General features: G+C 70.8%; 22 protein-coding genes. 10 read left to right on the top strand and 12 right to left on the bottom strand.

Annotation, left to right across the window (positions count from 1 at the left end; all coding sequences use genetic code 11):
- Positions 1-13 precede the first annotated feature (13 nt).
- The 7 genes from QFW80_RS14850 to QFW80_RS14820 all read right to left on the bottom strand — a co-directional run bounded on the left by QFW80_RS14850 (position 14) and on the right by QFW80_RS14820 (position 6,963).
- Positions 14-853: a polysaccharide pyruvyl transferase family protein gene (locus tag QFW80_RS14850; RefSeq protein WP_280602754.1), complete on the bottom strand. Its 840-nt coding sequence runs from the start codon at positions 851-853 to the stop codon at positions 14-16.
- On the bottom strand, positions 850-1,908 hold the full coding sequence (locus QFW80_RS14845) for a hypothetical protein (RefSeq protein ID WP_280602753.1): 1,059 nt from the start codon (positions 1,906-1,908) through the stop codon (positions 850-852). The genes QFW80_RS14850 and QFW80_RS14845 overlap by 4 nt, the downstream gene beginning before the upstream one ends.
- 5 nt (positions 1,909-1,913) lie before the next feature.
- Positions 1,914-2,630 (bottom strand): hypothetical protein, encoded by a 717-nt coding sequence (locus QFW80_RS14840; RefSeq protein WP_280602752.1) that lies wholly within the window; start codon positions 2,628-2,630, stop codon positions 1,914-1,916.
- Between the two features lie 60 nt (positions 2,631-2,690).
- Positions 2,691-4,181, bottom strand: a complete 1,491-nt coding sequence (gene trpE, locus QFW80_RS14835) for an anthranilate synthase component I (protein WP_280602751.1) — start codon at positions 4,179-4,181, stop codon at positions 2,691-2,693.
- Between the two features lie 195 nt (positions 4,182-4,376).
- Entirely contained in the window at positions 4,377-5,321 is a 945-nt protein-coding gene (gene yegS / locus QFW80_RS14830) for a lipid kinase YegS (protein WP_280602750.1), read from the bottom strand.
- Positions 5,322-5,886: 565 nt separating this feature from the next.
- A complete protein-coding gene (gene rpe / locus QFW80_RS14825; protein ID WP_280602749.1) occupies positions 5,887-6,561 on the bottom strand; it encodes a ribulose-phosphate 3-epimerase in 675 nt (224 codons plus the stop codon).
- 63 nt (positions 6,562-6,624) lie between these two features.
- Positions 6,625-6,963, bottom strand: coding sequence for a J domain-containing protein (locus tag QFW80_RS14820; protein ID WP_280603073.1), 339 nt, complete (start codon positions 6,961-6,963; stop codon positions 6,625-6,627).
- Positions 6,964-7,051: 88 nt separating this feature from the next.
- Here QFW80_RS14820 and QFW80_RS14815 point away from each other — a divergent pair, with 88 nt between their 5' ends.
- The 3 genes from QFW80_RS14815 (at position 7,052) to QFW80_RS14805 (ending at position 9,453) form a co-directional block, all read left to right on the top strand.
- Entirely contained in the window at positions 7,052-7,948 is an 897-nt protein-coding gene (locus QFW80_RS14815) for a phosphoribosylaminoimidazolesuccinocarboxamide synthase (RefSeq protein WP_280602748.1), read from the top strand.
- Between the two features lie 88 nt (positions 7,949-8,036).
- Entirely contained in the window at positions 8,037-8,537 is a 501-nt protein-coding gene (locus QFW80_RS14810; protein WP_280602747.1) for an Mpo1 family 2-hydroxy fatty acid dioxygenase, read from the top strand.
- 4 nt (positions 8,538-8,541) lie between these two features.
- A complete protein-coding gene (locus tag QFW80_RS14805) occupies positions 8,542-9,453 on the top strand; it encodes a DMT family transporter (RefSeq protein ID WP_280602746.1) in 912 nt (303 codons plus the stop codon).
- Here QFW80_RS14805 and QFW80_RS14800 read toward each other — a convergent pair.
- Positions 9,437-10,357, bottom strand: coding sequence for an NAD-dependent epimerase/dehydratase family protein (locus tag QFW80_RS14800; protein ID WP_280602745.1), 921 nt, complete (start codon positions 10,355-10,357; stop codon positions 9,437-9,439). The two genes, QFW80_RS14805 and QFW80_RS14800, sit on opposite strands and share 17 nt — an antisense overlap.
- 104 nt (positions 10,358-10,461) lie before the next feature.
- Here QFW80_RS14800 and QFW80_RS14795 point away from each other — a divergent pair, with 104 nt between their 5' ends.
- Genes QFW80_RS14795 through QFW80_RS14770 form a run of 6 tightly spaced genes read left to right on the top strand, consistent with a single transcriptional unit; the run spans position 10,462 to position 16,353 of the window.
- The gene (locus QFW80_RS14795) at positions 10,462-13,242 is read left to right on the top strand and encodes a monovalent cation/H+ antiporter subunit A (RefSeq protein ID WP_280602744.1); all 2,781 of its coding nucleotides are present in this window, start codon (positions 10,462-10,464) and stop codon (positions 13,240-13,242) included.
- Positions 13,242-13,613 carry a Na+/H+ antiporter subunit C gene (locus QFW80_RS14790; RefSeq protein WP_280602743.1) on the top strand — a complete coding sequence of 124 codons (372 nt, stop codon included), beginning with the start codon at positions 13,242-13,244 and terminating at the stop codon, positions 13,611-13,613. The genes QFW80_RS14795 and QFW80_RS14790 overlap by 1 nt, the downstream gene beginning before the upstream one ends.
- The gene (locus QFW80_RS14785; RefSeq protein WP_280602742.1) at positions 13,613-15,160 is read left to right on the top strand and encodes a monovalent cation/H+ antiporter subunit D; all 1,548 of its coding nucleotides are present in this window, start codon (positions 13,613-13,615) and stop codon (positions 15,158-15,160) included. Before QFW80_RS14790 ends, QFW80_RS14785 begins: the two co-directional genes overlap by 1 nt.
- Positions 15,161-15,173: 13 nt before the next feature.
- On the top strand, positions 15,174-15,662 hold the full coding sequence (locus QFW80_RS14780) for a Na+/H+ antiporter subunit E (RefSeq protein ID WP_280602741.1): 489 nt from the start codon (positions 15,174-15,176) through the stop codon (positions 15,660-15,662).
- The gene (locus QFW80_RS14775; protein ID WP_280602740.1) at positions 15,659-15,940 is read left to right on the top strand and encodes a K+/H+ antiporter subunit F; all 282 of its coding nucleotides are present in this window, start codon (positions 15,659-15,661) and stop codon (positions 15,938-15,940) included. The genes QFW80_RS14780 and QFW80_RS14775 overlap by 4 nt, the downstream gene beginning before the upstream one ends.
- Entirely contained in the window at positions 15,940-16,353 is a 414-nt protein-coding gene (locus QFW80_RS14770) for a Na+/H+ antiporter subunit G (RefSeq protein WP_425603597.1), read from the top strand. The genes QFW80_RS14775 and QFW80_RS14770 overlap by 1 nt, the downstream gene beginning before the upstream one ends.
- Before the next feature lie 39 nt (positions 16,354-16,392).
- On the opposite strand, the gene QFW80_RS14765 is transcribed toward QFW80_RS14770, so the two are convergent.
- The 4 genes from QFW80_RS14765 to hppD form a co-directional block, all read right to left on the bottom strand.
- Complete coding sequence (locus QFW80_RS14765) at positions 16,393-17,337, bottom strand: sodium:calcium antiporter (RefSeq protein WP_280603072.1); 945 nt, start codon at positions 17,335-17,337, stop codon at positions 16,393-16,395.
- Between the two features lie 56 nt (positions 17,338-17,393).
- Positions 17,394-18,059, bottom strand: a complete 666-nt coding sequence (locus QFW80_RS14760) for a hypothetical protein (RefSeq protein WP_280602738.1) — start codon at positions 18,057-18,059, stop codon at positions 17,394-17,396.
- Between the two features lie 127 nt (positions 18,060-18,186).
- Positions 18,187-19,482 carry a homogentisate 1,2-dioxygenase gene (gene hmgA, locus QFW80_RS14755; protein WP_280602737.1) on the bottom strand — a complete coding sequence of 432 codons (1,296 nt, stop codon included), beginning with the start codon at positions 19,480-19,482 and terminating at the stop codon, positions 18,187-18,189.
- A 104-nt stretch (positions 19,483-19,586) separates the two neighbouring features.
- Positions 19,587-20,696 carry a 4-hydroxyphenylpyruvate dioxygenase gene (hppD, locus tag QFW80_RS14750; RefSeq protein WP_280602736.1) on the bottom strand — a complete coding sequence of 370 codons (1,110 nt, stop codon included), beginning with the start codon at positions 20,694-20,696 and terminating at the stop codon, positions 19,587-19,589.
- A 92-nt stretch (positions 20,697-20,788) separates the two neighbouring features.
- On the opposite strand from hppD, the gene QFW80_RS14745 reads away from it, so the two are divergent.
- Entirely contained in the window at positions 20,789-21,268 is a 480-nt protein-coding gene (locus tag QFW80_RS14745) for a MarR family winged helix-turn-helix transcriptional regulator (RefSeq protein ID WP_280602735.1), read from the top strand.
- Positions 21,269-21,300 lie beyond the last annotated feature (32 nt).

The raw sequence follows: 21,300 nt of genomic DNA, 5'->3' as shown, positions 1-21,300 counted from the left end.
AAATTTTCCTGTATCAGAAAGGACTCGACCACGGTGGTTGCGACTCCATCCAGTCGAACAGGACGTCGAACGCGGCGCGGTAGCGGCGGACGCCGGCGAGCAATCCGCCCAGTGCGCCGACATCCCCGGTCACGGGCAGTTCCAGGCCAGACCACGCCACAAGTCCTTCGATCTTGGGTGTGTTGCCCGACAGCGCCACGAACGGCGTCCTCGCGCGACAGGCGGCGTACACCCCGTGGTGGCGTCCCGTCAGAAGCACCTCGCTGGCGCCGGTCTGGTCGAGCATCGTCTGCCAGTCGAGCTGATCCATGGCGATGAAAGGAAATCTAGCCAGCGGCCCGCCGGTCGGTCGCGCGAAGCCGCGCGCAGCGGGCCAGTAGAGATCCGTCATGCGGATCCGGGCAGGGGCCTCGCGTCCGGCCACCACGCGCGCGGGATGGAAGTAGCTCGCATCCAGCGTGAGTACCGGCTCGACCCCATGCCGGTCCTGCAGCACCTCCCGACTTAGCGATTCACGCACTTCCAGCCGGTCGAGCCGCGCGAGAACGTCGTCATGCGCGTTGCCCATCGCGAACCATGACGCGTTGCAAAGCGCGGTGCCCATACCGCGCTCCTGCGCCAGGCGCAGCAGGTCGAGGATGCGTAGCGACCGTGGGCTGTCGCCGTGCAGCGTCCCCTCGCCGTTCACCACCACCGCGTCGCAGGCCTCGAGTCCCTCCAGGTCCAGCTCAGCGCGCGTTCGTTCCACGACGATCTCGTGCCCACGCGCTCTGATCGCGCTAGTCATGACCTGGCACGCCGCCCAGGAGCCGCAGTGAAAATCCGAGGTGTCGTTGACGAAGAGCACCTTCATGCAGGTATCGCCTCCGACAGCCCGTTTAAAGGATGGTCGCGGCCCATCGACGCGACCAGCGCACGTCGCGCTTCCCCGTTGCCGTCGCGAGCGCCCGCCACGATCGCGTCGATCGCCACCAAGGCACGCGCGGTCGCGTCGCGCCGCATTCCACAACAGTGCTCGTCCATGAATCTTTGGCGTGCAGCCCCGTCCCGTCGGAGCACGCCCAGCGCGTGCAGGACCTTGTCGGCGCGGAAATCCACCGCAATCCCAGGATAAAAGGTGAAATCGGTCAGTCCGAACGACGGCAGGACCACGGCATCGATGCCCAGCCGCATGGCCTCGAGCACGGCGCTGCTGTGCGTCGTCAGCATCCAGGCCGCGCGCCGGATCTGTTCCTCGATCGGCTCCGATGGGTCGGCGCACTCGAACCTGGATTGCAGCGAAGCGTAGCGGCCGACGTGCCCGGGATGCGCGCGGATCCTCACCCGCAAGCCGGTCGCCTGCTCGAGGTCGGCCAGCAGCGGGCCGATGATCGACGCATCCGGCGCGGACTGCGCCACGAACAGGATCTCGCAGCCGCCTGGCGCCACCGGCTGGAGCACGTCGAGCTTGGGCAGCCCGACCGGCAGCACGCGCGACCAGTGCGCCTGCTCGAAGTTCATCACGTGCCGGCGGCCGAAACACAAGAAGAAGTCGGCCAGGAACTCCCGGTTCATCAGGTTCCATGCCTGGTGCAGCCCGTGCTGGAAAGCCACCAGCGGCGGAGCGTCCGTCAGCCGGCGCACGCGGGCGGCCAGCTCCTGGGCCGGCCAGTGGATCATGTCGTCCATAAGCACAAGGTCGCAGCTGCCTTCCATGACGGTAGCGATGCCGTCCCAGAACGGCCCGCTGTCCGTCCGCGCATGCATATGCGCCCGGTACACCTGCCCGAACCCGAGCACCGACGGGTCTTCGCCCCGCGCGCCCCCCAACGGTACCCACGCCAGCTCGACCGTGTCGCCCCTTGCGCGGAGTCGCTCGATCACCGGCTGGAAGTTTCCGGCCGTCCGCAGGGAACTGGCGAGGACCAAGACCTTCATCGAACCTGCTCCGACTGTCCGCTCGCGTGCCCGGGGCCCACGGGCGCCGCCAAGGCGGACGCGCAGCGATCCATCCACTCATGGTCCCACGCATGCGCGACGGCGCGTCGTTCGGCATAGGAGCGCGGCACGCCTTCGGCACGCAACAGCCGATCGAAGGCCCGCATCTGCACGCCCCACGTGACGAAGCCGTCCAGCGCGAGTCGCACGCCTGCCGTGCGCACCGCCGTCGCGAGCTCGCCGACGCGATCGACCAGCCGATGCCGGGCGAAAGCCGCCTCGGTGCGAAAACTGCGCACCATGCTCTTCCTCGACAGCGAGGAGAGCATGAGCGGCGCGTCCCATGCAGCGGCGCCCGCGAACAGTCCGGTGCGCCAATGCCGGCTCAGGATCGAGAGCGCCGCGAACCCTGACTTGCTGAAGCCCATGAGGAACAGCGGTGCCCGGTCCTGCGCGCTCCAGCAGGACGCCGCATCGAGCACGGAACGCTCTGGGGAGGACGCATCCGCCGGCAGGTCCGCATACCAGCCGGGTGCGACCTCGCCACGGAGATAGCCGAACCGCCACGGTTGCAGCCGACCGGACAGTACGCGGAGCGCGCATTCGACCGGATCGCCGAGGCAAGGGGCACTCTGCTCGCCCGCCGGCAGCAGCAGCACGCGCAAGCCCTCACCGCGCTCTCCCCGGCCGAACACCTCCAACGAGGAGAACACGGATCCAGCGTGGAGCGGAATACGCTCGTGCGCCCATGGTGTGTCAACCGGCGACACGCTTCACAACCCCTTCGCCGCCTGCGCCACGGCGCGGAACAGCGCGCGGCCCTTGTTCATGGTTTCGTCCCACTCGGTCTGCGGATCGGAGTCGTGGACGATGCCGGCGCCGGCCTGCACATGCAGGCGCCCGTCCTGGATCACCGCGGTGCGGATGGCGATCGCGGTGTCGGCGTCTCCGTGCCAGCCGATGTAGCCGATCGCGCCGGCGTAGACGTTGCGCTTGACCGGTTCGAGCTCGCGGATGATCTCCAGCGCGCGGATCTTCGGCGCGCCGCTGACGGTGCCGGCCGGGAACGTGGCGCGCAGCACGTCGGCGTACGACAGTCCTGGCTTCAACCGCCCGGTCACCTCGCTGACGATGTGCATGACGTGGCTGTAGCGCTCGATCACGAAGCTGTCGCCGACCGCGACACTGCCGGGTTCGGAGACATGGCCGACGTCGTTGCGCCCGAGGTCGATCAGCATCAGGTGCTCGGCGCGCTCCTTCGGATCGGCCAGCAGTTCCGCTTCCAGCGCCAGGTCCCGTTCGTGCGTGTCGCCGCGTGGGCGGGTGCCGGCGATCGGACGCACGGTGACCTCGCCGCCCTGCAGCCGCACCAGGATCTCCGGCGACGACCCCACCACCTGGGTGCCGCCGACGTCGAGGAAATACATGTACGGCGACGGGTTCATCGCCCGCAGCGCGCGGTACACGTCCACCGGGCGGGCATTGAACGGCACGCTCATGCGCTGCGACAACACCACCTGGAACGCATCCCCGGCGGCGATGTAGTCCTTGGCGCGCGCGACCGCGGCGAGGAAGCCCTCGCGGGTGAAGCCCGATTCGAAGTGGGCCTCGTCCAGTGCTTCGGGGCGCAATGTCTCGGGATAGCCGGCGCCACCGTGGCGCAGCCGGTGCGCGAGTGCGTCGAGCCGCCGGTTCGCGCGCGCGAACGCCTGCGGCGCGCGCGGGTCGGCGTGCACCACCAGGTACAGCCGGCCCTTGAGGTTGTCGAACACGGCCACGTCCTCGCTGAGCATCAGCAGGATGTCGGGCGTGCCGAGTTCGTCGGGGTTGGCGTTGGCGCGCAGCCGCGGTTCGATGTACTCGATGCACTCGAAGCCGAACCAGCCCACGAGGCCGCCGGTGAAGCCGGGCAGTCCCTGCACGCGCGGCACCGAATGCTCGACCCGCAGGCGCTCGACCTCGGCGAAGGGATCGTCCACCTCGCGCCGCTGGATGAGCTCCCCGTGCTCGCTGACCGTCAGCGTGTGGCCGTGGAAGGCGTACACGCGCGTGGCCGGCAGGCCGATGATCGAATAGCGCCCGAAGCGCTCGCCGCCCTCGACCGATTCGAACAGGTAGGTGTGCGGGCCGTCGGCGAGCTTGAGGTAGACCGACAGCGGCGTGTCGAGGTCCGACAGGACCTCGCGCACGACCGGGATGCGGGTGTGGCCTTCGGCGGCCTGGCGCTCAAACGCGGCTTGCGGAGACTCGTCTTGCGGGGACACGCGGCATTTCCTCGGACAGCGGACGGACGATGGCGACGGCGGCGGCGGGCCACCATCGCCAGCTGTCGCCGGCGGCACGGAAATGCGGGATTGCGGACGCGCCCATGGCCGTAATGTAACGGCTTCGCGGCGGATTTTACAGGCGCGCGCCTGGCACGCCGGAGACCCCTCCGGTGCGCCGAGGCCGGTCGACCGTCAGGCGGCCAGCGATGGTTGCACGAGCAACGGACAGTCGCGCGGCAGGTGCATGCGCACCCGGCGCGGCACGCAGTCGATGCGGAAGCGTGTCGCCTCGACCGGCTCGCCGTCGAGGTTGAGCGCCAGCGGACGCGCAGCGTCGATCTCCAGCCAGGGCAGGCGCGCGCGGGTGGCGATGCGCTCGAGCGCGGCGAGCTTGCCCTCGCTGAGCACGGTGCCGAGCGTGGCGGCGACGTCGCCCGAGAGTTCCGGGATCACGGTGACGTCCAGCAGGCCGTCGTCGATGCGCGCATCGGGGCACAGCGCCTGGCCCCCGCCGGCCTGGCGACCGTTGCCGATGCCGAGCGCGATGAAACCGCCGCGCCACTGGAAATCGGGACCGCGGAGCGTGGCCTCGACCGGTTCGATCCGCCCCAGCCTGGCCAGGCCGGTGAGCAGGTAGGCCAGGCCGCCGAGCAGCTTCTTCATGCCTTCGGGCGTTTCCACCGTGACCTGGGTGCCGAAGCCGCCGCTGGCGAGGTTGGCGGCCCAGTGCACGCGATCCTTCGCCTGCAGGCGCAGCAGGTCGATCGCGTGCGCAGGGGTGGAGGCGATCAGGTCGAGCGCCTCGTCCGGCGCCTCGGGCAGCTCCGCCGCAGACGCGAAGTCGTTGGCGGTGCCCAGCGGCACCAGCCCCAGCGCCGGCAGCGCGCCGGCCGCCTCGTCGCGCGAGGCCAGCGCAGTGGCGACCTCGCTCAGGGTGCCGTCGCCGCCGGCGGCGACGATCGTGCCGGCGCCGTCGGCGATCGCCTCGCCCACGTAGCGCGCGGCGTCGCCGTCTTCCCAGGTCACGCGCACCTCCACCGCGATGCCGCGGGCGCGCAGCCGCCCCACCGCCTCGCGCAGGTCATCGTCGCCTGCGGACTTGCCGTTGAGGATCAGGCGCCAGTGGGGAGTGGGCATGGGGATAGGCCGGTGCGGGGCGCATGTGTAGCACGCCTGCGCGCCGCCGGCCTCACGCGGCCGTGATGGATGCCCGGCGCGACTCCGCTCGCGCTGGAGCGCCGGTGCGGGGGCGCCGCCGGGCGGCCATGGAACCGTCGCACGACCGTCATCGCGGCGTCATCGAGCGTCCCCAGCATGGAACGCCATAGCAGGGACGACGGGCGGGGGCGGGATTGCCCTCATGTCTTCCGGCGACGGATCCGCCGCGACAAGGCGGATCCGTCGCCAGGATGCGGCGGAGCCGGTCCATGCCCTGATCCGCATTCCCCTGCGAACACGGCTCCCGAGCGTCCTGCGCGCCGCGATGCGTGGCCGGCAGCGGCCCCCTGCACCCCACCGGCGCGACGCGCTTCCGTTTGCATTCCGTCGGTCCGGAAAGCGGCGCGCCTGCACGGCGGGTCCCGGCTCCTCGCCGCACGCATCCTCGCCACACGCATCCTCGCCGCCGCACCCGCGGACACCCGCTGCCCTTCGCATCGTCCCGCTCCGCGGCGGCGCGACCGATGCAGGCGCGATGCGGTGCTCAGCGCGTGGCCGCGTCGATCGCCGCCCGCATCGCGGAGATCACCTGCGCATAGTCGGGCTGGCCGAAGATCGCACTCCCGGCCACGAACGTGTCCGCGCCGGCGGCGGCGATCGCGCCGACGTTGTCGGGCTTGACCCCGCCGTCGATCTCGAGCCGGATCGGCCTGCCGGTGGCGTCGATGCGTTCGCGCACGCCGCGCAGCTTGTCCAGCGCCGAGGGAATGAAGGCCTGCCCGCCGAAGCCGGGGTTGACCGACATCAGCAGCACCAGGTCGAGGTCCTCGAGCACGTGGTCGAGCACGTCCAGCGGCGTGGCCGGGTTCAGCACCAGGCCCGCCTGGCAGCCTTCGCCGCGGATCAGCTGGATCGTGCGGTGCACGTGGCGCGAGGCCTCGGGATGGAAGCTGATCAGGGTGGCGCCGGCCTTCGCGAAATCGGGCACCAGGCGATCGACCGGTTCGACCATCAGGTGCACGTCGATCGGCGCGGTGACGCCGTGCCGCCGCAGCGCCTCGCACACCAGCGGGCCGATCGTGAGGTTGGGCACGTAATGGTTGTCCATCACGTCGAAATGCACCCAGTCCGCCCCGGCGGCCAGCACGCGGTCGACCTCTTCGCCGAGCCGGGCGAAGTCGGCGGAGAGGATGGACGGGGCGATGACGGGCGCTTGCATCGGCGATGGATCCGGTGGTGTGGGAGTGGAAACGTCGCTGCCGGTGGCGCGCGAGGCGGCCGGTCAGGACCCGCGGCGGCCGTCGCGGCGGCGGCGGATGCGGTCGTAGGCGGCGTTGATCGCGCGCGCCTTCTTCTCGGCCTGCGCCCGCAGCTCGGGCGCCGCGCCCGCGACCTTGTCGGGGTGGTACTGGGCCATCAGCCGCCGATAGGCCTGGTCGACCTCGGCGTCGCTGGCGTCGCCGGTCAGGCCGAGCACGCGATAGGGCGCGGCGCGCCCGGGCGCGATCCAGCCGGCATCGAAGGCATGCCCGATGATCAGGCCGATCAGCCCGCCGGCCGGATGCCGCAGCAGCAGCCAGCCGGCGATGAAACCCAGCAATTTCCCGTACCAGCGGTTCATCCGCACAGTGTAGCCGCCCGGCCGGCCGGGCCGTTCATCGCCGCGGCAAATGGCACTACACTTGCCGGCCCGCCCGAAGGCCACCTCCTTGGCGACCACGCTGCTGTCCTCCGACCTGCCCGGCCTGACCCTGCGCCATCGCGGCAAGGTCCGCGACGTGTACGACCTCGGCAACGACCGGCTGCTGATGGTGGCCACGGACCGGCTCAGCGCCTTCGACGTGGTGCTGCCCGACCCGATCCCGGGCAAGGGCGAGATGCTGTGCCAGATCAGCAACTTCTGGTTCGACCGGACCGCGGCGCTGATGCCCAACCACCTCACCGGCGTCGACGTCGCCAGCGTGCTGCCCGCGGGCGTCGATCCGGCCCTGTACGCGCGCCGCGCGGTGGTGGCGAAGAAGCTGCGGCCGGTGCCGATCGAGGCCATCGCGCGCGGCTACATCATCGGCAGCGGCTGGAAGGACTACCAGCGCACCGGCCGGGTCAGCGGCATCGCCCTGCCCGACGGCCTGCGCCAGGCCGAGCAGCTGGACGAGCCGATCTTCACCCCCTCGACCAAGGCCGCCGTCGGCGACCACGACGAGAACATCGATTTCGACACCGCGGTGAAGCTGGCCGGCGCCGACCTCGCCGAACAGGTGCGCGACGCCACCCTGCGCCTGTACAAGCACGCCGCCGCCTTCGCGGCCGAGCGCGGCATCCTGCTGGCCGACACCAAGTTCGAGTTCGGCACCGATGGCGACGGCCGCCTGTACGTGATGGACGAGATGCTCACGCCCGACTCGTCGCGCTACTGGCCCGCGGACGAATACGAGGTGGGCACCAGCCCGCCGAGCTACGACAAGCAGATCGTGCGCGACTACCTGGAGACGCTGGACTGGGACAAGACCCCGCCCGGCCCGCACCTGCCGCCGGAAGTGATCGACCGTACCCGCGCGCGCTATGCCGAGGCGCTGCAGCGGCTGGCCGGGATCTCGGTCGACTGAGCGCCCCCCGCGCTGCGCGCGGCGCGGCGGCCCGCCGTACCCGGCTGCGCTATCCTGAGCGCGCCACCGGCCCCGTCTGGAGCAAGCCATGAACGCGATCCAGGACCCGCCGTCCGAACGCCCCATCGATCGCTGGTTCGCCAGCTACTCGGCCGACCACCGCAACGACGCCAACCAGTGGATCCACGTGTTTGCGGTGCCGCTGATCCTGTGGAGCGTGATCGCGCTGCTGTGGTGCATCCCGGTGCCGGCCGACAGCGGGTTCCGCAGCGGGCTGTGGGCCGGGCTGGCGTGCTTCGCGGCGTGGATGTTCTATTTCCGCGCCTCGCGCGTGATCGGGTTCGGCATGCTGGCGGTGTTCGTGGCGATGCTGTGGCTGACCTTCTGGATCGAGCGCACGCTGGGCACGCGCGGGCTGCTGTGGCTGGCGGTCGGCGTGTTCGTGGTGGCCTGGATCGCGCAGTTCGTCGGCCACAGCAAGTTGTTCGAAGGCAGGAAGCCGAGCTTCTTCACCGACCTGCGCTACCTGCTCATCGGCCCGGCCTGGGTGCTGTCGAAGCTGTACCGGACGCTCGGCCTGCGCTGGTGAGGCGTTGACCGCCACCGTGGGCCTGCGCGGGCGCGACCTCGCGCTGGCGCTGCTGATCTGCCTGTGCTGGGCGTTCAACTTCCTCACCTCCGCGCACGCGCTGCAGGAGATCCCGCCGTTCCTGTTCAGCGCGCTGCGCATGGCGATCGTGCTGGCGCTGCTGGCGGCGTTCATGCGCGTGCCGCCGCGTTCGCAGTGGTGGCGGCTGGCGGGGATCGCGATGTTCACCGGCGTGCTGCACTTCGGCACCAGCTTCCTGGCGCTCAAGCTGGCCGGCAACCTGTCCTCGCCCGCGATCGTGACCCAGACCTACGTGCCGATGGCGGTGCTGCTGGCGTGGTGGTGGCTGGGCGAGCGCTTCGCCTGGCGCACGGGCCTGGGCATCGCGCTGAGCTTCGCCGGCGTGCTGGTGCTGGGCTTCGATCCGATGGTGCTCGATCGCCCGCTGGCGCTGTTCGTGATGCTCGGGTCGTCCGCCATGGTGGCCATCGGCACCGTGCTGATGCGACGCATGACCGGCGTCGGCATGATCGACCAGCAGGGCTGGACCGCGGCGCTGAGCGTGCTGCCGCTGCTTCTGATCAGCCTGGTGGCCGAACCCGGCGGGCTGGCGGCGCTGCGCGAGGCGAGCTGGATCGGCTGGGGCGGCGCGCTGTACGCGGCGGTGTTCGCCTCGCTGCTCGGGCACGGGCTGTTCTTCCGCCTGGTGCAGCGCCATCCGGTGGCGCAGGTCACGCCATACCTGCTGATGACGCCGGTGTTCGCGGTGCTGCTGGGAATCTTCTTCTGGGGCGACCGGCCGGGGCCTGCGCTGTGGATCGGCGGCGCGATGGTGCTGGGCGGAGTACTGGTGATCGCGATCCGCACGCTGCAGAAGAAGCGCCCGCCGGTGGCCGAGGTCACGCCGGAGGTGTGAACATCGCCGCGTCGGGCGCGAACGCGCGCGGCGCGTAGCCGAGATCGCGCGCGGCCGGGGCGGCATCGAACACCAGGTCCTCGCGCATGCGCGCGAGCGCGGCATCGTTGAATCCCGCGGCGACGCCCGCCAGGCGCGCCGGCGCCAGCAGCGTCCGGAACAGCGCCGGCGGCAGCGTCCACAGCCGTGGCCGCGACGGCAGCGACGCCAGCACCCGCGCCACCATCTCCCGGTAGGCGAGCGTTTCGCCGCCGGGGACGGCATAGGCCTGCCCGGCCGCGACGGGCGCATCGAGGCAGGCCATCGCCACCGCCGCAAGATCGTCCACATGCACCGGCTGGCGCAGGCCGGTGGCATCGGCCGGCAGCGCGAACCCGTGCAGCCGCTGCGCCAGCCGCGCGATCCGCGTCAGCGTGGCGTCGCGGCCCGCGCCGTACACCAGCGTGGGCCGCAGCACGGTGGCCGCGATGCCGCGCGCGGACGCGGCGTCGAACAGCCGCGCCTCGGCCTCGCGCAGGCGGCGGGCGATGTCGCGTTCGCCGGCGTCGGTCGAATCGTGCTTCACCGCGACGCTGGTGGAGCCGAACGCCACCACCTGCGCGCCGGCCAGGTCGCCGCGCGCGAAGCGCAGCGCGAACGCATCCAGCGGGCCGCAGCTGAAGATCGCGTCGACGTCCGGCGGCAGGTCGCGCGCGGTGGCGAGGTCGCCGCGCAGCCAGTGAACGCCCGGCGGCCCCTCTTCCTGCGCCTCGCGCGAGAGCGCGTGCACCTTCCAGCCCGCATGCAGCAGCCGCGCCAGCAGCGGCCGGCCGATCTGGCCGCTGCCGCCGAACACCAGCGCGCGGCGGCCGCCATCGGAGCGCGCGGGCATGGCGCGGGACGGTGCGGCCGGCAGATCGGTCATCGACCAAAGCATAACGTGGGCACCGGCATGCGGGTGCGTCGGCTAAACTCGGGGGCCGGCACGGCGTTCGCGCGCCGCGCCGGCCCGCCCACACCGGATTCCCGATGCTGATCCTGCTCCTGGCCCTGCCCTTCGTGGCGGCGCTGGCCATCGCGCTGGCCCGCGGCGCATCGCGACGGACCATCGCCTGGCTGGCTGCGGCCGCGCCGCTGCTGGGCCTGGGGGTGCTGGTGTGGTTCACGCCGGCAGTGATGGGCGGCGCGGTGCCGGCCGCGAGCCTGCCGTGGATTCCCGAGGCCGGGCTGGCGCTGTCGCTGCGGCTGGACGGGCTGGCGTGGATGTTCGCCGGGCTGGTGCTGGGCATCGGCGTGCTGATCGTGATGTACGCGCGCTACTACCTGAGCGAGGACGACTGCTCGTCGCGCTTCTTCTCGTACCTGCTGCTGTTCATGGGCGCGATGCTGGGCGTGGTGCTGGCCGGCAACCTGCTGCTGCTGGTGGTGTTCTGGGAACTGACCAGCATCAGCTCGTTCCTGCTGATCGGCTTCTGGACCCACCGCCAGGACGCGCGCCAGGGCGCGCGCATGGCGCTGACCATCACCGGCCTGGGCGGCCTGGCGCTGCTGGGCGGCGTGCTGCTGATCGGGCGCGTGGTCGGCAGCTACGAGCTGGACGTGGTGCTGGCCGCGGGCGACGCGATCCGCGCCAGCGCCGAGTACCCGGCGATCCTGGCACTGGTGCTGGCCGGCGTGTTCACCAAGAGCGCGCAGTTCCCGCTGCACTTCTGGCTGCCGCAGGCGATGGCCGCGCCCACCCCGGTCTCGGCCTACCTGCACTCGGCGACGATGGTGAAGGCCGGCGTGTTCCTGCTCGCGCGCCTGCATCCGGCGCTGGCGGGCAGCGACCTGTTCTTCTACGTAGTCACCACGGTCGGCGCGATCACCCTGCTGGTCGGCGCCTGGTACGCGATCTTCCAGCACGACCTCAAGGGCCTGCTGGCGTATTCGACGATCTCGCACCTGGGCCTGATCACCCTGCTGTTCGGGCTGTCGACGCCGATGGCGGTGGTCGCCGGCGTGTTCCACATCCTCAACCACGCCACGTTCAAGGCCTCGCTGTTCATGGCTGCGGGCATCATCGACCACGAATGCGGCACGCGCGACCTGCGCCGGCTCGGCAACCTGCGTCGCTACATGCCGTGGACCACCGCGCTGGCGATCGTGGCCTCGCTGGCGATGGCCGGGATCCCGCTGCTCAACGGCTTCCTGTCCAAGGAGATGTTCTTCGCCGAAGCGCTGGAGGCCGGCGACGACCGCGCCTTCCGCATCGCGATCAGCATCGCCGCGCTGCTGTACGGCGTGTTCGGCGTGGCCTACAGCCTGCGCTTCGTGCACGACGCCTTCCTCGGCCGCGGACCGCGCGCACTGCCGGTGGAACCGCACGAACCCCCGATCTGGATGCGGATCCCGGTCGCGGTGCTGGTGGTGCTGTGCCTGGCGGTCGGCATCCTGCCCGCGTTGACGGTGGAGCCGCTGCTCAAGACCGCGGTCGCCGGGACCCTGGGCGACGCGGCGCCGGAGTTCTCGCTCGCGGTGTGGCACGGCTGGAACCTGCCGCTGGCGATGAGCATCGGCGGCGTGCTGGGCGGGCTGGCGTTCTACTTCCTGCTGCGGCGGCTGTTCACGCTCCACGACGCGATCCTGCGTACCTGGGGCCGGCACCTGTTCCAGGTCAACATCGAGGCGCTGTTCATGGCCGCGGGCCGGTTCACCCAGCGCGTGGCCGACGGCGGAATCCGCCGCAGCCTGTTCTGGATGATCGTGGTGACGCTGGTGGTGGGCGCGATGCCGTTCCTCGGCGCGCCCGACCGCCTGCTGCCGGACCTGGAGCGTTCGCAGTCGATGCCCTGGCTGGGCTGGATCCTGTGGGCGGTGCTGGTGGCGTCTACCCTCGGCACGGTTGCGGTGCACGGACGCCGGCTGACGGCGCTGATCGTGATCGGCGCGGTCGGGCTGCTGGTGAGCCTGACGTTCGCGCTGCTGTCGGCGCCGGACCTGGCGCTGACCCAGCTGATGGTCGAGATGGTGACCATCGCGCTGATGATGATGGCGCTGAACTACCTGCCCAAGCAGTCGAAGCAGGCGCGCACCCCGCTGCGCCGCTGGCGCGACGGGCTGCTGTCGATCGTGGCGGGACTCGGCGTGGGCGGACTGGCCTACGCGATGATGCTCTCGCCGCAGCAGACGATCTCGGGCGAGATGCTCGCCCGCTCGCTGCCCGAGGCCTACGGAGCGAACGTGGTCAACGTGATCCTGGTCGACTTCCGCGGCTTCGACACCTACGGCGAGATCACCGTGTTCGCGGTCGCCGCGCTGGTGGTGCACGCGCTGCTGCGCTGGGCACGGCTGCGTCCGGACGAGGTCCTGCCCGGCCCGCCGGTGCAGCTGCCGATCCCCGCCGACCTCACCCAGCTGCTGTTTCCCCTGGCGCTGACGGTCTCGATCTACCTGTTCCTGCGCGGCCACAACGCACCCGGCGGCGGTTTCATCGCCGGGCTGGCGATCGCGGTGCCGGTGCTGATCAAGTACGTGGTACAGGGCGCGCGCGCGGTGGAGGCGACGTTCGGGTTCGACTACCTGCGCGGCATCGCGATCGGACTGATCGTCGCCACCGTCGGCGGCCTGGGTTCGCTCGTGTTCGGCCTGCCGTTCCTGACCAGCGGCCACGTCGACCTCGACCTGCCGCTGATCGGACACCTGCCGCTGGCCAGCGCGCTCGTGTTCGACACCGGGGTGTACGTGGTGGTGTTCGCCGGCGCGCTGCTGATGCTGTCGACCATGGGCACGGTGCGGCGCCGGCAACTGCTCGAGGAAGGAGGACACTGATGGAATTCGCGATCGCCAGCGGGATCGGCGTGCTGGTGGCGGCGGGCGTGTACCTGCTGCTGCGCGCGCGCACCTTCGACGTGATCCTCGGCCTGACCCTGCTGTCCTACGCGACCAACCTGCTGATCTTCTCCTCCGGGCGGCTGGCGGTCGGCAAGCCGCCGGTGCTGCGCTACGGGGTCGAGACGACCGCGGCCTACTACGCGGACCCGCTGCCGCAGGCGCTGGTGCTGACCGCGATCGTGATCGCGTTCGCGATGACCGCGGTGGTGGTGGTGGTGGCGATGCGCAACCATGCCGACCTCCACAGCGACCACGTCGACGGCCGCGAGCCCGGCCAGGCCGACAACAGCGCGCCGCCGCCGGCATGATGCAGCACCTGGTCCTCGCGCCGATCCTGGTGCCGCTGCTGTGCGGCGCCATCCTGCTGCTGCTCGAACGCCGGCACAGCACGCGGGTGCTGCGCATCGGCGCGTCGATCGGGCTCGCCGTGCTGCTGGCGGCGTCGCTGGCCCTGTTCGCGCGCGCCGCCGGCGGCGGGATCGAGGTCTACCTGCTCGGCGACTGGCCCTCGCGCATCGGCATCGTGCTGATGCTCGACCGGCTCAGCGCGCTGATGGTGCTCACCACCTGTCTGCTCGCCATCCCCTGCCTGGTCTACGCCTGCGCGGGCTGGGACAAGCGCGCGCTGCATTTCCACGCCCTGTTCCAGATCCAGCTGGCCGGCCTCAACGGCGCGTTCCTGACCGGCGACGTGTTCAACCTGTTCGTCTTTTTCGAAGTGCTGCTGATCGCCTCCTACGGACTGCTGCTCTCGGGCGGGCGCGGCGAACGGATGAAGGCGGGCATGCACTACGTGGTCTTCAACATCGTCGCCTCCACCCTGTTCCTGGTGGCGCTGGCCCTGATCTACGGCCTCCTCGGCACGCTCAACATGGCCGAACTGGCGGTGCGCATCCGCGAGGTCGCGGCGGAGGACGCGGCGCTGGTGCGGGCGGCGATGGGGCTGCTGCTGGTGGTGTTCTGCGCCAAGGCCGCCCTGCTGCCGATGTACCTGTGGCTGCCGGAGACGTATGCGCGCGCGCCGGCCGCGGTCGCGGCGCTGTTCACCATCATGACCAAGGTCGGACTGTACGCGCTGCTGCGCGTCACCACGCTGATGCTGGGCGACGAGGCGGGTGCGCTGGCGGGATTCGGGCGCGGCATGCTGCTCGCGTTCGGCCTGGTGACCCTGCTGCTGGGCGGCCTGGGGGTGGTCGGCGCGCTGCGGCTGCGGATCTCGGCCTCGTACCTCGTGCTGCTGTCGGCCGGCACGCTGTTCGTGGCATTCGCGCTCGCCGAGCCCGGCACCATCGCCGCCGGCCTCTATTACCTGCCGCACAGCTGCTTCGCCAGCGCGGCGATGTTCATGATCGCGCACGCGGTGCAGCGCGAACGCGGCGAAGTCGGCGACCGCCTGCTGCCGCAGGCGCCGCCGATGCCGCGCCTGACGGGGCTGGTGTACATGGTCGCGGCCATCTCGCTCGTCGGCCTGCCGCCGCTGTCGGGCTTCATCGGCAAGGCCCTGCTGCTGGCCGCGGTGCCGCCGGCGGACACCGGCGCGGTGTATGCCGCCGTGCTGGCGGGCAGCCTGCTGGCGCTCATCGGCCTGAGCCGCACCGGCACGCGCCTGTTCTGGCGCACGAGCGAGGCCGAACAGGTCGCGGTACCGGTGCCGGGCGCTCCTGCGCCACGCAAGCCGCGGGTGCGCAAGCGCGAGCTGTTCGGCACGTTCGTCCTGCTGGGCTACGGCGTGGCCATGACGGTGTTCGCCGCGCCGATCCTGGAATACACCCAGATGACCGCGCGCCAGTTGCTGGCGCCCGAAGACTATGTGCGCGAAGTCCGCGCGGCGACGCCCGCCGTGCGGCAACCCTGATACGAGTCCCGCCATGAGACGACGCCTGTTCCCCTCGATCCCGCAAAGCCTCACCGTCTTCGCCTTCTGGGTGCTGATGGCCGAGGACTACCGCCCGGGCACCCTGCTCATGGCCGCGCTGCTGGCGTGGCTGATGCCGCACATCGCCGCGCGGCTGGAACGCGAGTTCGCGCGCCTGGGCAACGTCTGGATCCTGGTACCGCTTGCGGGCCGGCTGATGGTCGACATCGTGATCGCCAACGTCACGGTCGCGCGCCAGGTGCTGGGCCCGGAGGCGCGGCTGCGTTCGCGTTTCGTGTGGGTGCCGCTGGACCTGACCAACATCCACGGCATCTCGGCCCTGGCCAGCATCATCACCCTCACCCCCGGCACGCTGAGCTCCGAACTTTCCGAGGACCGGCGCCACCTGCTGGTGCATTGCCTCGACGTCGACGACCCGCAGGCGATGATCGACGAGATCAAGCGTCGCTACGAGGCGCCGATGCTGAAGGTGTTCCCATGATCGGGATCGAGGTCGACCTGTTCATCGCCGGCGGGCTGATGGTGGTCGGCGTCGCCATGCTGCTGTCGCTGTGGCGCCTGGTCCGCGGGCCGACCGCGCCGGACCGCATCCTCGCGCTGGACACGCTGTACGTGAGCACGATCGCGCTGCTGGTGCTGTTCGGCATGTACCTCGACACGGAGATCTACTTCGAGGTCGCGCTGATCATCGCCATGCTCGGCTTCTTCGGCACCGTGGTGCTGAGCAAGTACGTGGTGCGCCGGGACATCGTCGAATGATCACCTGGCTGGTCGACCTGCTGACCGTGGTCCTGCTGGTGGTGGGCTGCTTCTTCGTGTTCCTGGGCAGCTTCGCCCTGGTCAAGCTGACCCGCTTCTTCCATCGCATCCACGGCCCCACCAAGGCCAGCACGCTGGGCGTGGGCTGCATCCTGGCGGCCTCGATCTCCTATCACGCGGTGCACGGGTCGGGGCTGCACCCGCGCGAACTGCTGGTCACCGTGTTCCTGTTCCTGACCGCGCCGGTGGCCGCGCACATGATGTCGCGCGCCGCGCTGTCGCTGATGGACAAGCGGCCCGAGGATCCGTCCCTGCCGATCGAGCCGGAGGGCCATATCCGCGACGACGTCGACGAACGCGCGGAGAAGCACGCCCGCGAGCACGAGGGGCACGCCCGCGGGCCCCGCCGGTAGCAGCGCATCGTCCGCGCCGCCGGATCGCGGCGACGCCGCTCACAGCATCAGCAGTTCCGCCGCGACCCAGGCCAGGAACGCCAGCAGCAGTACCGCGCCCTCGGCGCGGCTGATGCGCATCTCGCCGCGCAGCATCGGCAGCATCAGCGCCGCCAGCACCAGCGCCGCCGGAAGTTCGAAGCGCAGGAACGAGGCCGGCACGGGCACGTCGCGCACCAGCGCCATGCCGCCGACCACCAGCAGCAGGTTCACCAGGCTCGAGCCGATCACGTGTCCGGCGACGATGTCGCCCTGCCCGCGCCGGGCCGCGGCCATCGCCGCGGACATCTCCGGCAGCGCGGTGCCGATCGCCACCACCAGCAGGCCGGTGAGCAGCGATTCCATCCCCAGCGCCTGGCCGAGCCCGAGCCCGCCCTGCACCGCCCACTTGGCGCCGAAGGACAGCAGCGCGATCCCGATCGCCAGCCGCACCAGGTTGAGCACCGGGTCGGTGCGTGTCTCGGCGAATCCGGCGAACTGGCTGCGCAGTTCCGGCTGGCGCCGGCCGAATGCCCAGGCGAAGCCGAGCACGGCGACGAACGCGCCCACCAGCACCACGCCGTCCAGCCGGGTCAGGCGCCCGTCCTGGCCCAGCAGGATCGTCGCCAACGTAGCCACCACCAGGCACACCAGCAGCGACGGCAGCGCCTTCCAGCGGATCAGCAGCGGCGCGCACAGCGCGGCCGCCCCGAGGGTGAGGCCGAAGTTCGCGATGTTGCTGCCGACGGCGTTGCCGAGCGCCAGCGCCGCATCGCCGATCCACAGCGCGCGCAGGTTGACCGCCAGTTCCGGGATCGAGGTCGCGAAGGCCACCAGCACCAGGCCGGTGGTGAACGGCGACAGCCCGAAGCGCCGCGCCAGCCCGGAGGCCGCCTTCACCAGCGAGTCGCCACCGAGCGCCAGCAGCACGATGCCGGCGACGAAGTAGAACAGCGCACCCAGCATCGCGACGCCCCCGTCCATCGAAGTGGCGCGATTCTAAGCCGGATGCGCGACGGGCGTCAGGAACAGCCCTCGACGTAGTCCACCTGCGGCGGCATCCCGATCCGCCACTGGTCGACCCGTCCCCGGCCGTCGAGTTCGAACACCAGCGCGGCCTCTCCGCCGCCGGCATCGGTCACGCGCAGCACGCGCCCGTCCGGATCGTACTTGTGCGGCTGCTCGGTGATCCGGTCGGCGTACAGCGCGCGCACCTCGTCCCCATCCATGCCGACTTTCGCCCCGCCGGGCGCGGTGACCGACGCGTCGCGCACGTCGATGCGCACGAAGCGGTCGCGCTCGATCATGAAGGCGGTGCGGAAGCCTTCTGCGCCCAGCGGCTGCGGGATCAGGTAGTAGCAGCCCCCCGGTTCGGAGGGCTGGGCATCGCCCAGGTCGCCGCCCCAGGCCTGGCGCACCGCTTCGGCGGTCGCACCGAAGTCGGCCGGACCGAACCCGGCGAAGGTGATCGTGCCTTCCGCGGGCCCGTCGACACGCAGCGACCCGGTGGCCTGGCCGGCCGTGGCGGGCGGCACATCGCGTTCGGGCTGGTCGGGCGCAGCCGCCACCGGTGCGGGTGCGTCGGGCTGCCCGGCGGGGGACGGCGTGGCGGCCGCGTCGTCGCGCTGTGCGCTGCAGGCGCACAGGGTCATCAGGGTGGCGGCAAGAAGGCACGGGTGCAGTCGCATGCGGCGCTCCGGTCGTGGGGTCCGGGCGCAGCCTGCCAGCGGCCGCGTGAGCGTGGTGCGGAGGCGGCACGCGCGCTGATCGCGTTCCGCAGCGCTGCGCAACGCCGCCGGCGTGCGGCGAGCCGCGTCAGCCCGGCGGCGAGAAGTGGCTGCGCAGGCCGGCCCAGCAGGCCTGGTAGTCGCGCTGGCGGTGCGGCGCGTCGGCGGCCTGCCGGGTCGGCTTGAGCACGCCACGGGTCTCGAACATGAAGGCCATGGTGTCGGCGATGACGTCCGGCTTCGACAGGTCGGCGGCGGACGCCTTCTCGAACGTGGCCGCATCCGGCCCGTGCCCGCTCATGCAGTTGTGCAGCGAGCAGCCGCCCGGCGCGAAGCCCTCTGCCTTGGCATCGTAGGCGCCGTGCACCAGGCCCATGAACTCGCTGGCGACGTTGCGGTGGAACCACGGCGGGCGGAACGTGTCCTGTTGCACCAGCCAGCGCGGCGGGAAGATCGCGAAGTCCATGTTGCCCACGCCGGGCGTGTCGCTGGGCGAAGTGAGCACCAGGAAGATGCTCGGGTCGGGATGGTCGAAGCTGATCGAGCCGATGGTGTTGAAGCGGCGCAGGTCGTACTTGTACGGCGCGTAGTTGCCGTGCCAGGCCACCACGTCGAGCGGCGAGTGGTCGATCGGCGCATGCCACAGGTGGCCGCCGAACTTGGCGATCAGCTCGAAGCCGCCGTCCAGTTGCTCGTACGCGGCGACCGGGGTGAGGAAATCGCGCGGGTTGGCCAGGCCGTTCGAGCCGATCGGGCCGAGGTCCGGCAACCGCAGCAGCGCGCCGAAGTTCTCGCACACGTAGCCGCGCGACGCGCCGTCGGGCAGTTCGACCCGGAAGCGCACGCCACGCGGGACCACCACGATCTCCTGCGGCGCGACATCCAGCACGCCGAGCTCGGTGGCCACCCGCAGCCGCCCCTGCTGCGGCACGATCAGCAGCTCGCCGTCGGCGCTGTAGAAGTAGCGCCCGCGCATCGCGGTGTTGGCCGCGTACAGGTGGATGCCCACGCCGGCGTGCGCATCGCTCGCGCCAATGCCGGCGACGGTGTACAGGCCCTCGACGAAGTCGGTCGGCGCCTCCGGCAGCGGCAGCGGGTTCCAGCGCATCTGGTCGGGCGAGACCGGCGCCTCGCCGAAGCGGTCGTGGAAGCGCGGCTGGGCGAACGGTTCGAACCGACCGTGCATCGCCGCCGGTCGGATGCGGTACAGCCAGCTGCGCCGGTTCTCGCCGCGCGGCGCGGTGAACGCGGTGCCGCTCAGCTGTTCGGCATACAGCCCGTGCGCGACCCGTTGCGGCGAGTTGCGCCCGACCGGCAGGGTGCCCGGGATCGCCTCGGTGGCGAATTCGTTGCCGAAACCGGATTGGTAGCCGGGAGATTCCATGAGTGCGATCCGGTGGACGGGCCTGCGCTTGCGTGATGTTGCCGCAGGCGCGGCGGGTTGGGAACGGACGGCCCGGCAGCCTCGCGCGACCGGGCCGGAACGGACTACAGCACGCCGCGCTGCATCTGGTCGCGCTCGATGCTCTCGAACAGGGCCTGGAAGTTGCCCTCGCCGAAGCCCTCGTTGCCCTTGCGCTGGATGATCTCGAAGAAGATCGGGCCCAGCGCGTTCCGGGTGAAGATCTGCAGCAGCTTGCGCTGCTTGGTCTCCGGGTCGGCGTCGATCAGGATCTTGTTGCGCGACAGCCGCTCGACATCCTCGCCGTGGTCCGGAATGCGCTGGTCGATGACCTCGAAGTAGGTGTCCGGCGTGTCGAGGAACTCGACGCCTTCCGCGCGCATCGCCTCGACCGTGGCGTAGATGTCGTCGGTGAAGCAGGCGATGTGCTGGATGCCCTCGCCGTGGTAGGTGTCGAGGTACTCGTTGATCTGCGACTTCGGATCGCTCGACTCGTTGAGCGGGATGCGCACCATGCCATCGGGCGCGGTCATGGCCTTGGACAGCAGGCCGGTCTTGGCACCCTTGATGTCGAAGTAGCGGATCTCGCGGAAGTTGAACAGCCGCTCGTAGTAGTCCGACCACTTCGCCATGTTCCCCTGGTAGAGGTTGTGGGTGAGGTGGTCGATGAAGGTCAGGCCGAAGCCGCGCGGCTTGAGGTCGGCGCCGGGCAGCACCTCGTAGTCGGGGTCGTGGATGGTGCCCTTGTCGTCGTAGCGGTCCACCAGGTACAGCATGCAGCCGCCGATGCCCTTGATCACGGGCGCGGCCACGGCCTTGCTCAGTTCGTCGCTGGCGTCGAAGGCCTCGGCGCCGTTCTTCAGTGCCTGCACCCGCACCCACTCGGCCAGCTTGGAAAAGCGGATCGCGAAGCCGCAGGCGCTCGGCCCGTGCTCGGCGGCGAACCGCGCGGCGAACGAATCCGGATCCTCGTTGATCAGGAAGGTGCAGTCCCCTTGGCGGTAGGTGCTGATCGGCCGCGTCCTGTGGCGCGCGACCTGGGCGAAGCCCAGCCGCTTGAAGTAGTCGTGCAGGTGGCCGACCTGACCGGGGGGCGCGGCGTATTCGACGAACTCGAAGCCGTCGATCCCCATCGGGTTCTCGAAAGTGGCGACCTGCATGCCCGCATGCGCGGCGGGCTGTGATTGCGCTGTCATGTGATACTCCTCGCGGGGAAGCGGAACGGCCGGGCGCCGGGACCGCCTATTCTATAGTTTCACGCGAAACCAACAGCAAGGTGCAGCGCATCATGTCCGACCCAGCTGTCTCACAGGAGCATGCGAACCTCGACCTGGAACGCTTCCTGCCCTACCGACTGAGCGTCCTGTCGAACCGCATCAGCAACGCCATTTCCAGCGAGTACCACCGCCGCTTCGGGCTGGCGATCACCGAATGGCGTGTGATGGCGGTGCTGGGCCGCTACCCGGGCCTGTCGGCGCGCGAGGTCACCGAGCGCACCGCGATGGACAAGGTGGCCGTGAGCCGCGCCGTGGCCCGGCTGCTGGAGCGCGAGCTGCTCAAGCGCGACATCCACGGCGACGACCGCCGCCGCTCGGTGCTGGCCCTCACCGAGGCCGGCTACTCGGTGTACGACGAGGTCGCGCCGATGACCCTGGCCTGCGAACGCCGCCTGCTCGGCCCGCTGTCGGAAGAGGAACGCACGCTGCTCTCGGGCCTGATCGACAAGCTCGCCGGCGAAGGCATGGACGAGATGCTGCGCCACATCTGAGCACGACCGTCCGGATCGCGCGTTGATCGCGC

The sequence above is a fragment of the Luteimonas rhizosphaericola genome, assembly GCF_029888045.1.
Lineage (GTDB): Bacteria > Pseudomonadota > Gammaproteobacteria > Xanthomonadales > Xanthomonadaceae > Luteimonas > Luteimonas rhizosphaericola.
The sequence above is the reverse complement of the archived record's forward strand: the minus strand, read 5'-3'. Positions and strand labels throughout refer to the sequence as shown.

Bases quoted from the DNA above. Each gene is read 5' to 3' on its own strand.
- yegS (WP_280602750.1), bottom strand. From the start codon at position 5,321: ATGCCCACTCCCCACTGGCGCCTGATCCTCAACGGCAAGTCCGCAGGC.
- QFW80_RS14810 (WP_280602747.1), top strand. From the start codon at position 8,037: ATGAACGCGATCCAGGACCCGCCGTCCGAACGCCCCATCGATCGCTGG.
- QFW80_RS14765 (WP_280603072.1), bottom strand. From the start codon at position 17,337: ATGCTGGGTGCGCTGTTCTACTTCGTCGCCGGCATCGTGCTGCTGGCG.
- QFW80_RS14760 (WP_280602738.1), bottom strand. From the start codon at position 18,059: ATGCGACTGCACCCGTGCCTTCTTGCCGCCACCCTGATGACCCTGTGC.
- QFW80_RS14850 (WP_280602754.1), bottom strand. From the start codon at position 853: ATGAAGGTGCTCTTCGTCAACGACACCTCGGATTTTCACTGCGGCTCC.
- QFW80_RS14745 (WP_280602735.1), top strand. From the start codon at position 20,789: ATGTCCGACCCAGCTGTCTCACAGGAGCATGCGAACCTCGACCTGGAA.
- QFW80_RS14820 (WP_280603073.1), bottom strand. From the start codon at position 6,963: ATGAACCGCTGGTACGGGAAATTGCTGGGTTTCATCGCCGGCTGGCTG.
- QFW80_RS14780 (WP_280602741.1), top strand. From the start codon at position 15,174: ATGAGACGACGCCTGTTCCCCTCGATCCCGCAAAGCCTCACCGTCTTC.
- rpe (WP_280602749.1), bottom strand. From the start codon at position 6,561: ATGCAAGCGCCCGTCATCGCCCCGTCCATCCTCTCCGCCGACTTCGCC.
- QFW80_RS14800 (WP_280602745.1), bottom strand. From the start codon at position 10,357: ATGACCGATCTGCCGGCCGCACCGTCCCGCGCCATGCCCGCGCGCTCC.
- QFW80_RS14795 (WP_280602744.1), top strand. From the start codon at position 10,462: ATGCTGATCCTGCTCCTGGCCCTGCCCTTCGTGGCGGCGCTGGCCATC.
- hmgA (WP_280602737.1), bottom strand. From the start codon at position 19,482: ATGGAATCTCCCGGCTACCAATCCGGTTTCGGCAACGAATTCGCCACC.
- QFW80_RS14775 (WP_280602740.1), top strand. From the start codon at position 15,659: ATGATCGGGATCGAGGTCGACCTGTTCATCGCCGGCGGGCTGATGGTG.
- hppD (WP_280602736.1), bottom strand. From the start codon at position 20,696: ATGACAGCGCAATCACAGCCCGCCGCGCATGCGGGCATGCAGGTCGCC.
- QFW80_RS14785 (WP_280602742.1), top strand. From the start codon at position 13,613: ATGCAGCACCTGGTCCTCGCGCCGATCCTGGTGCCGCTGCTGTGCGGC.
- QFW80_RS14790 (WP_280602743.1), top strand. From the start codon at position 13,242: ATGGAATTCGCGATCGCCAGCGGGATCGGCGTGCTGGTGGCGGCGGGC.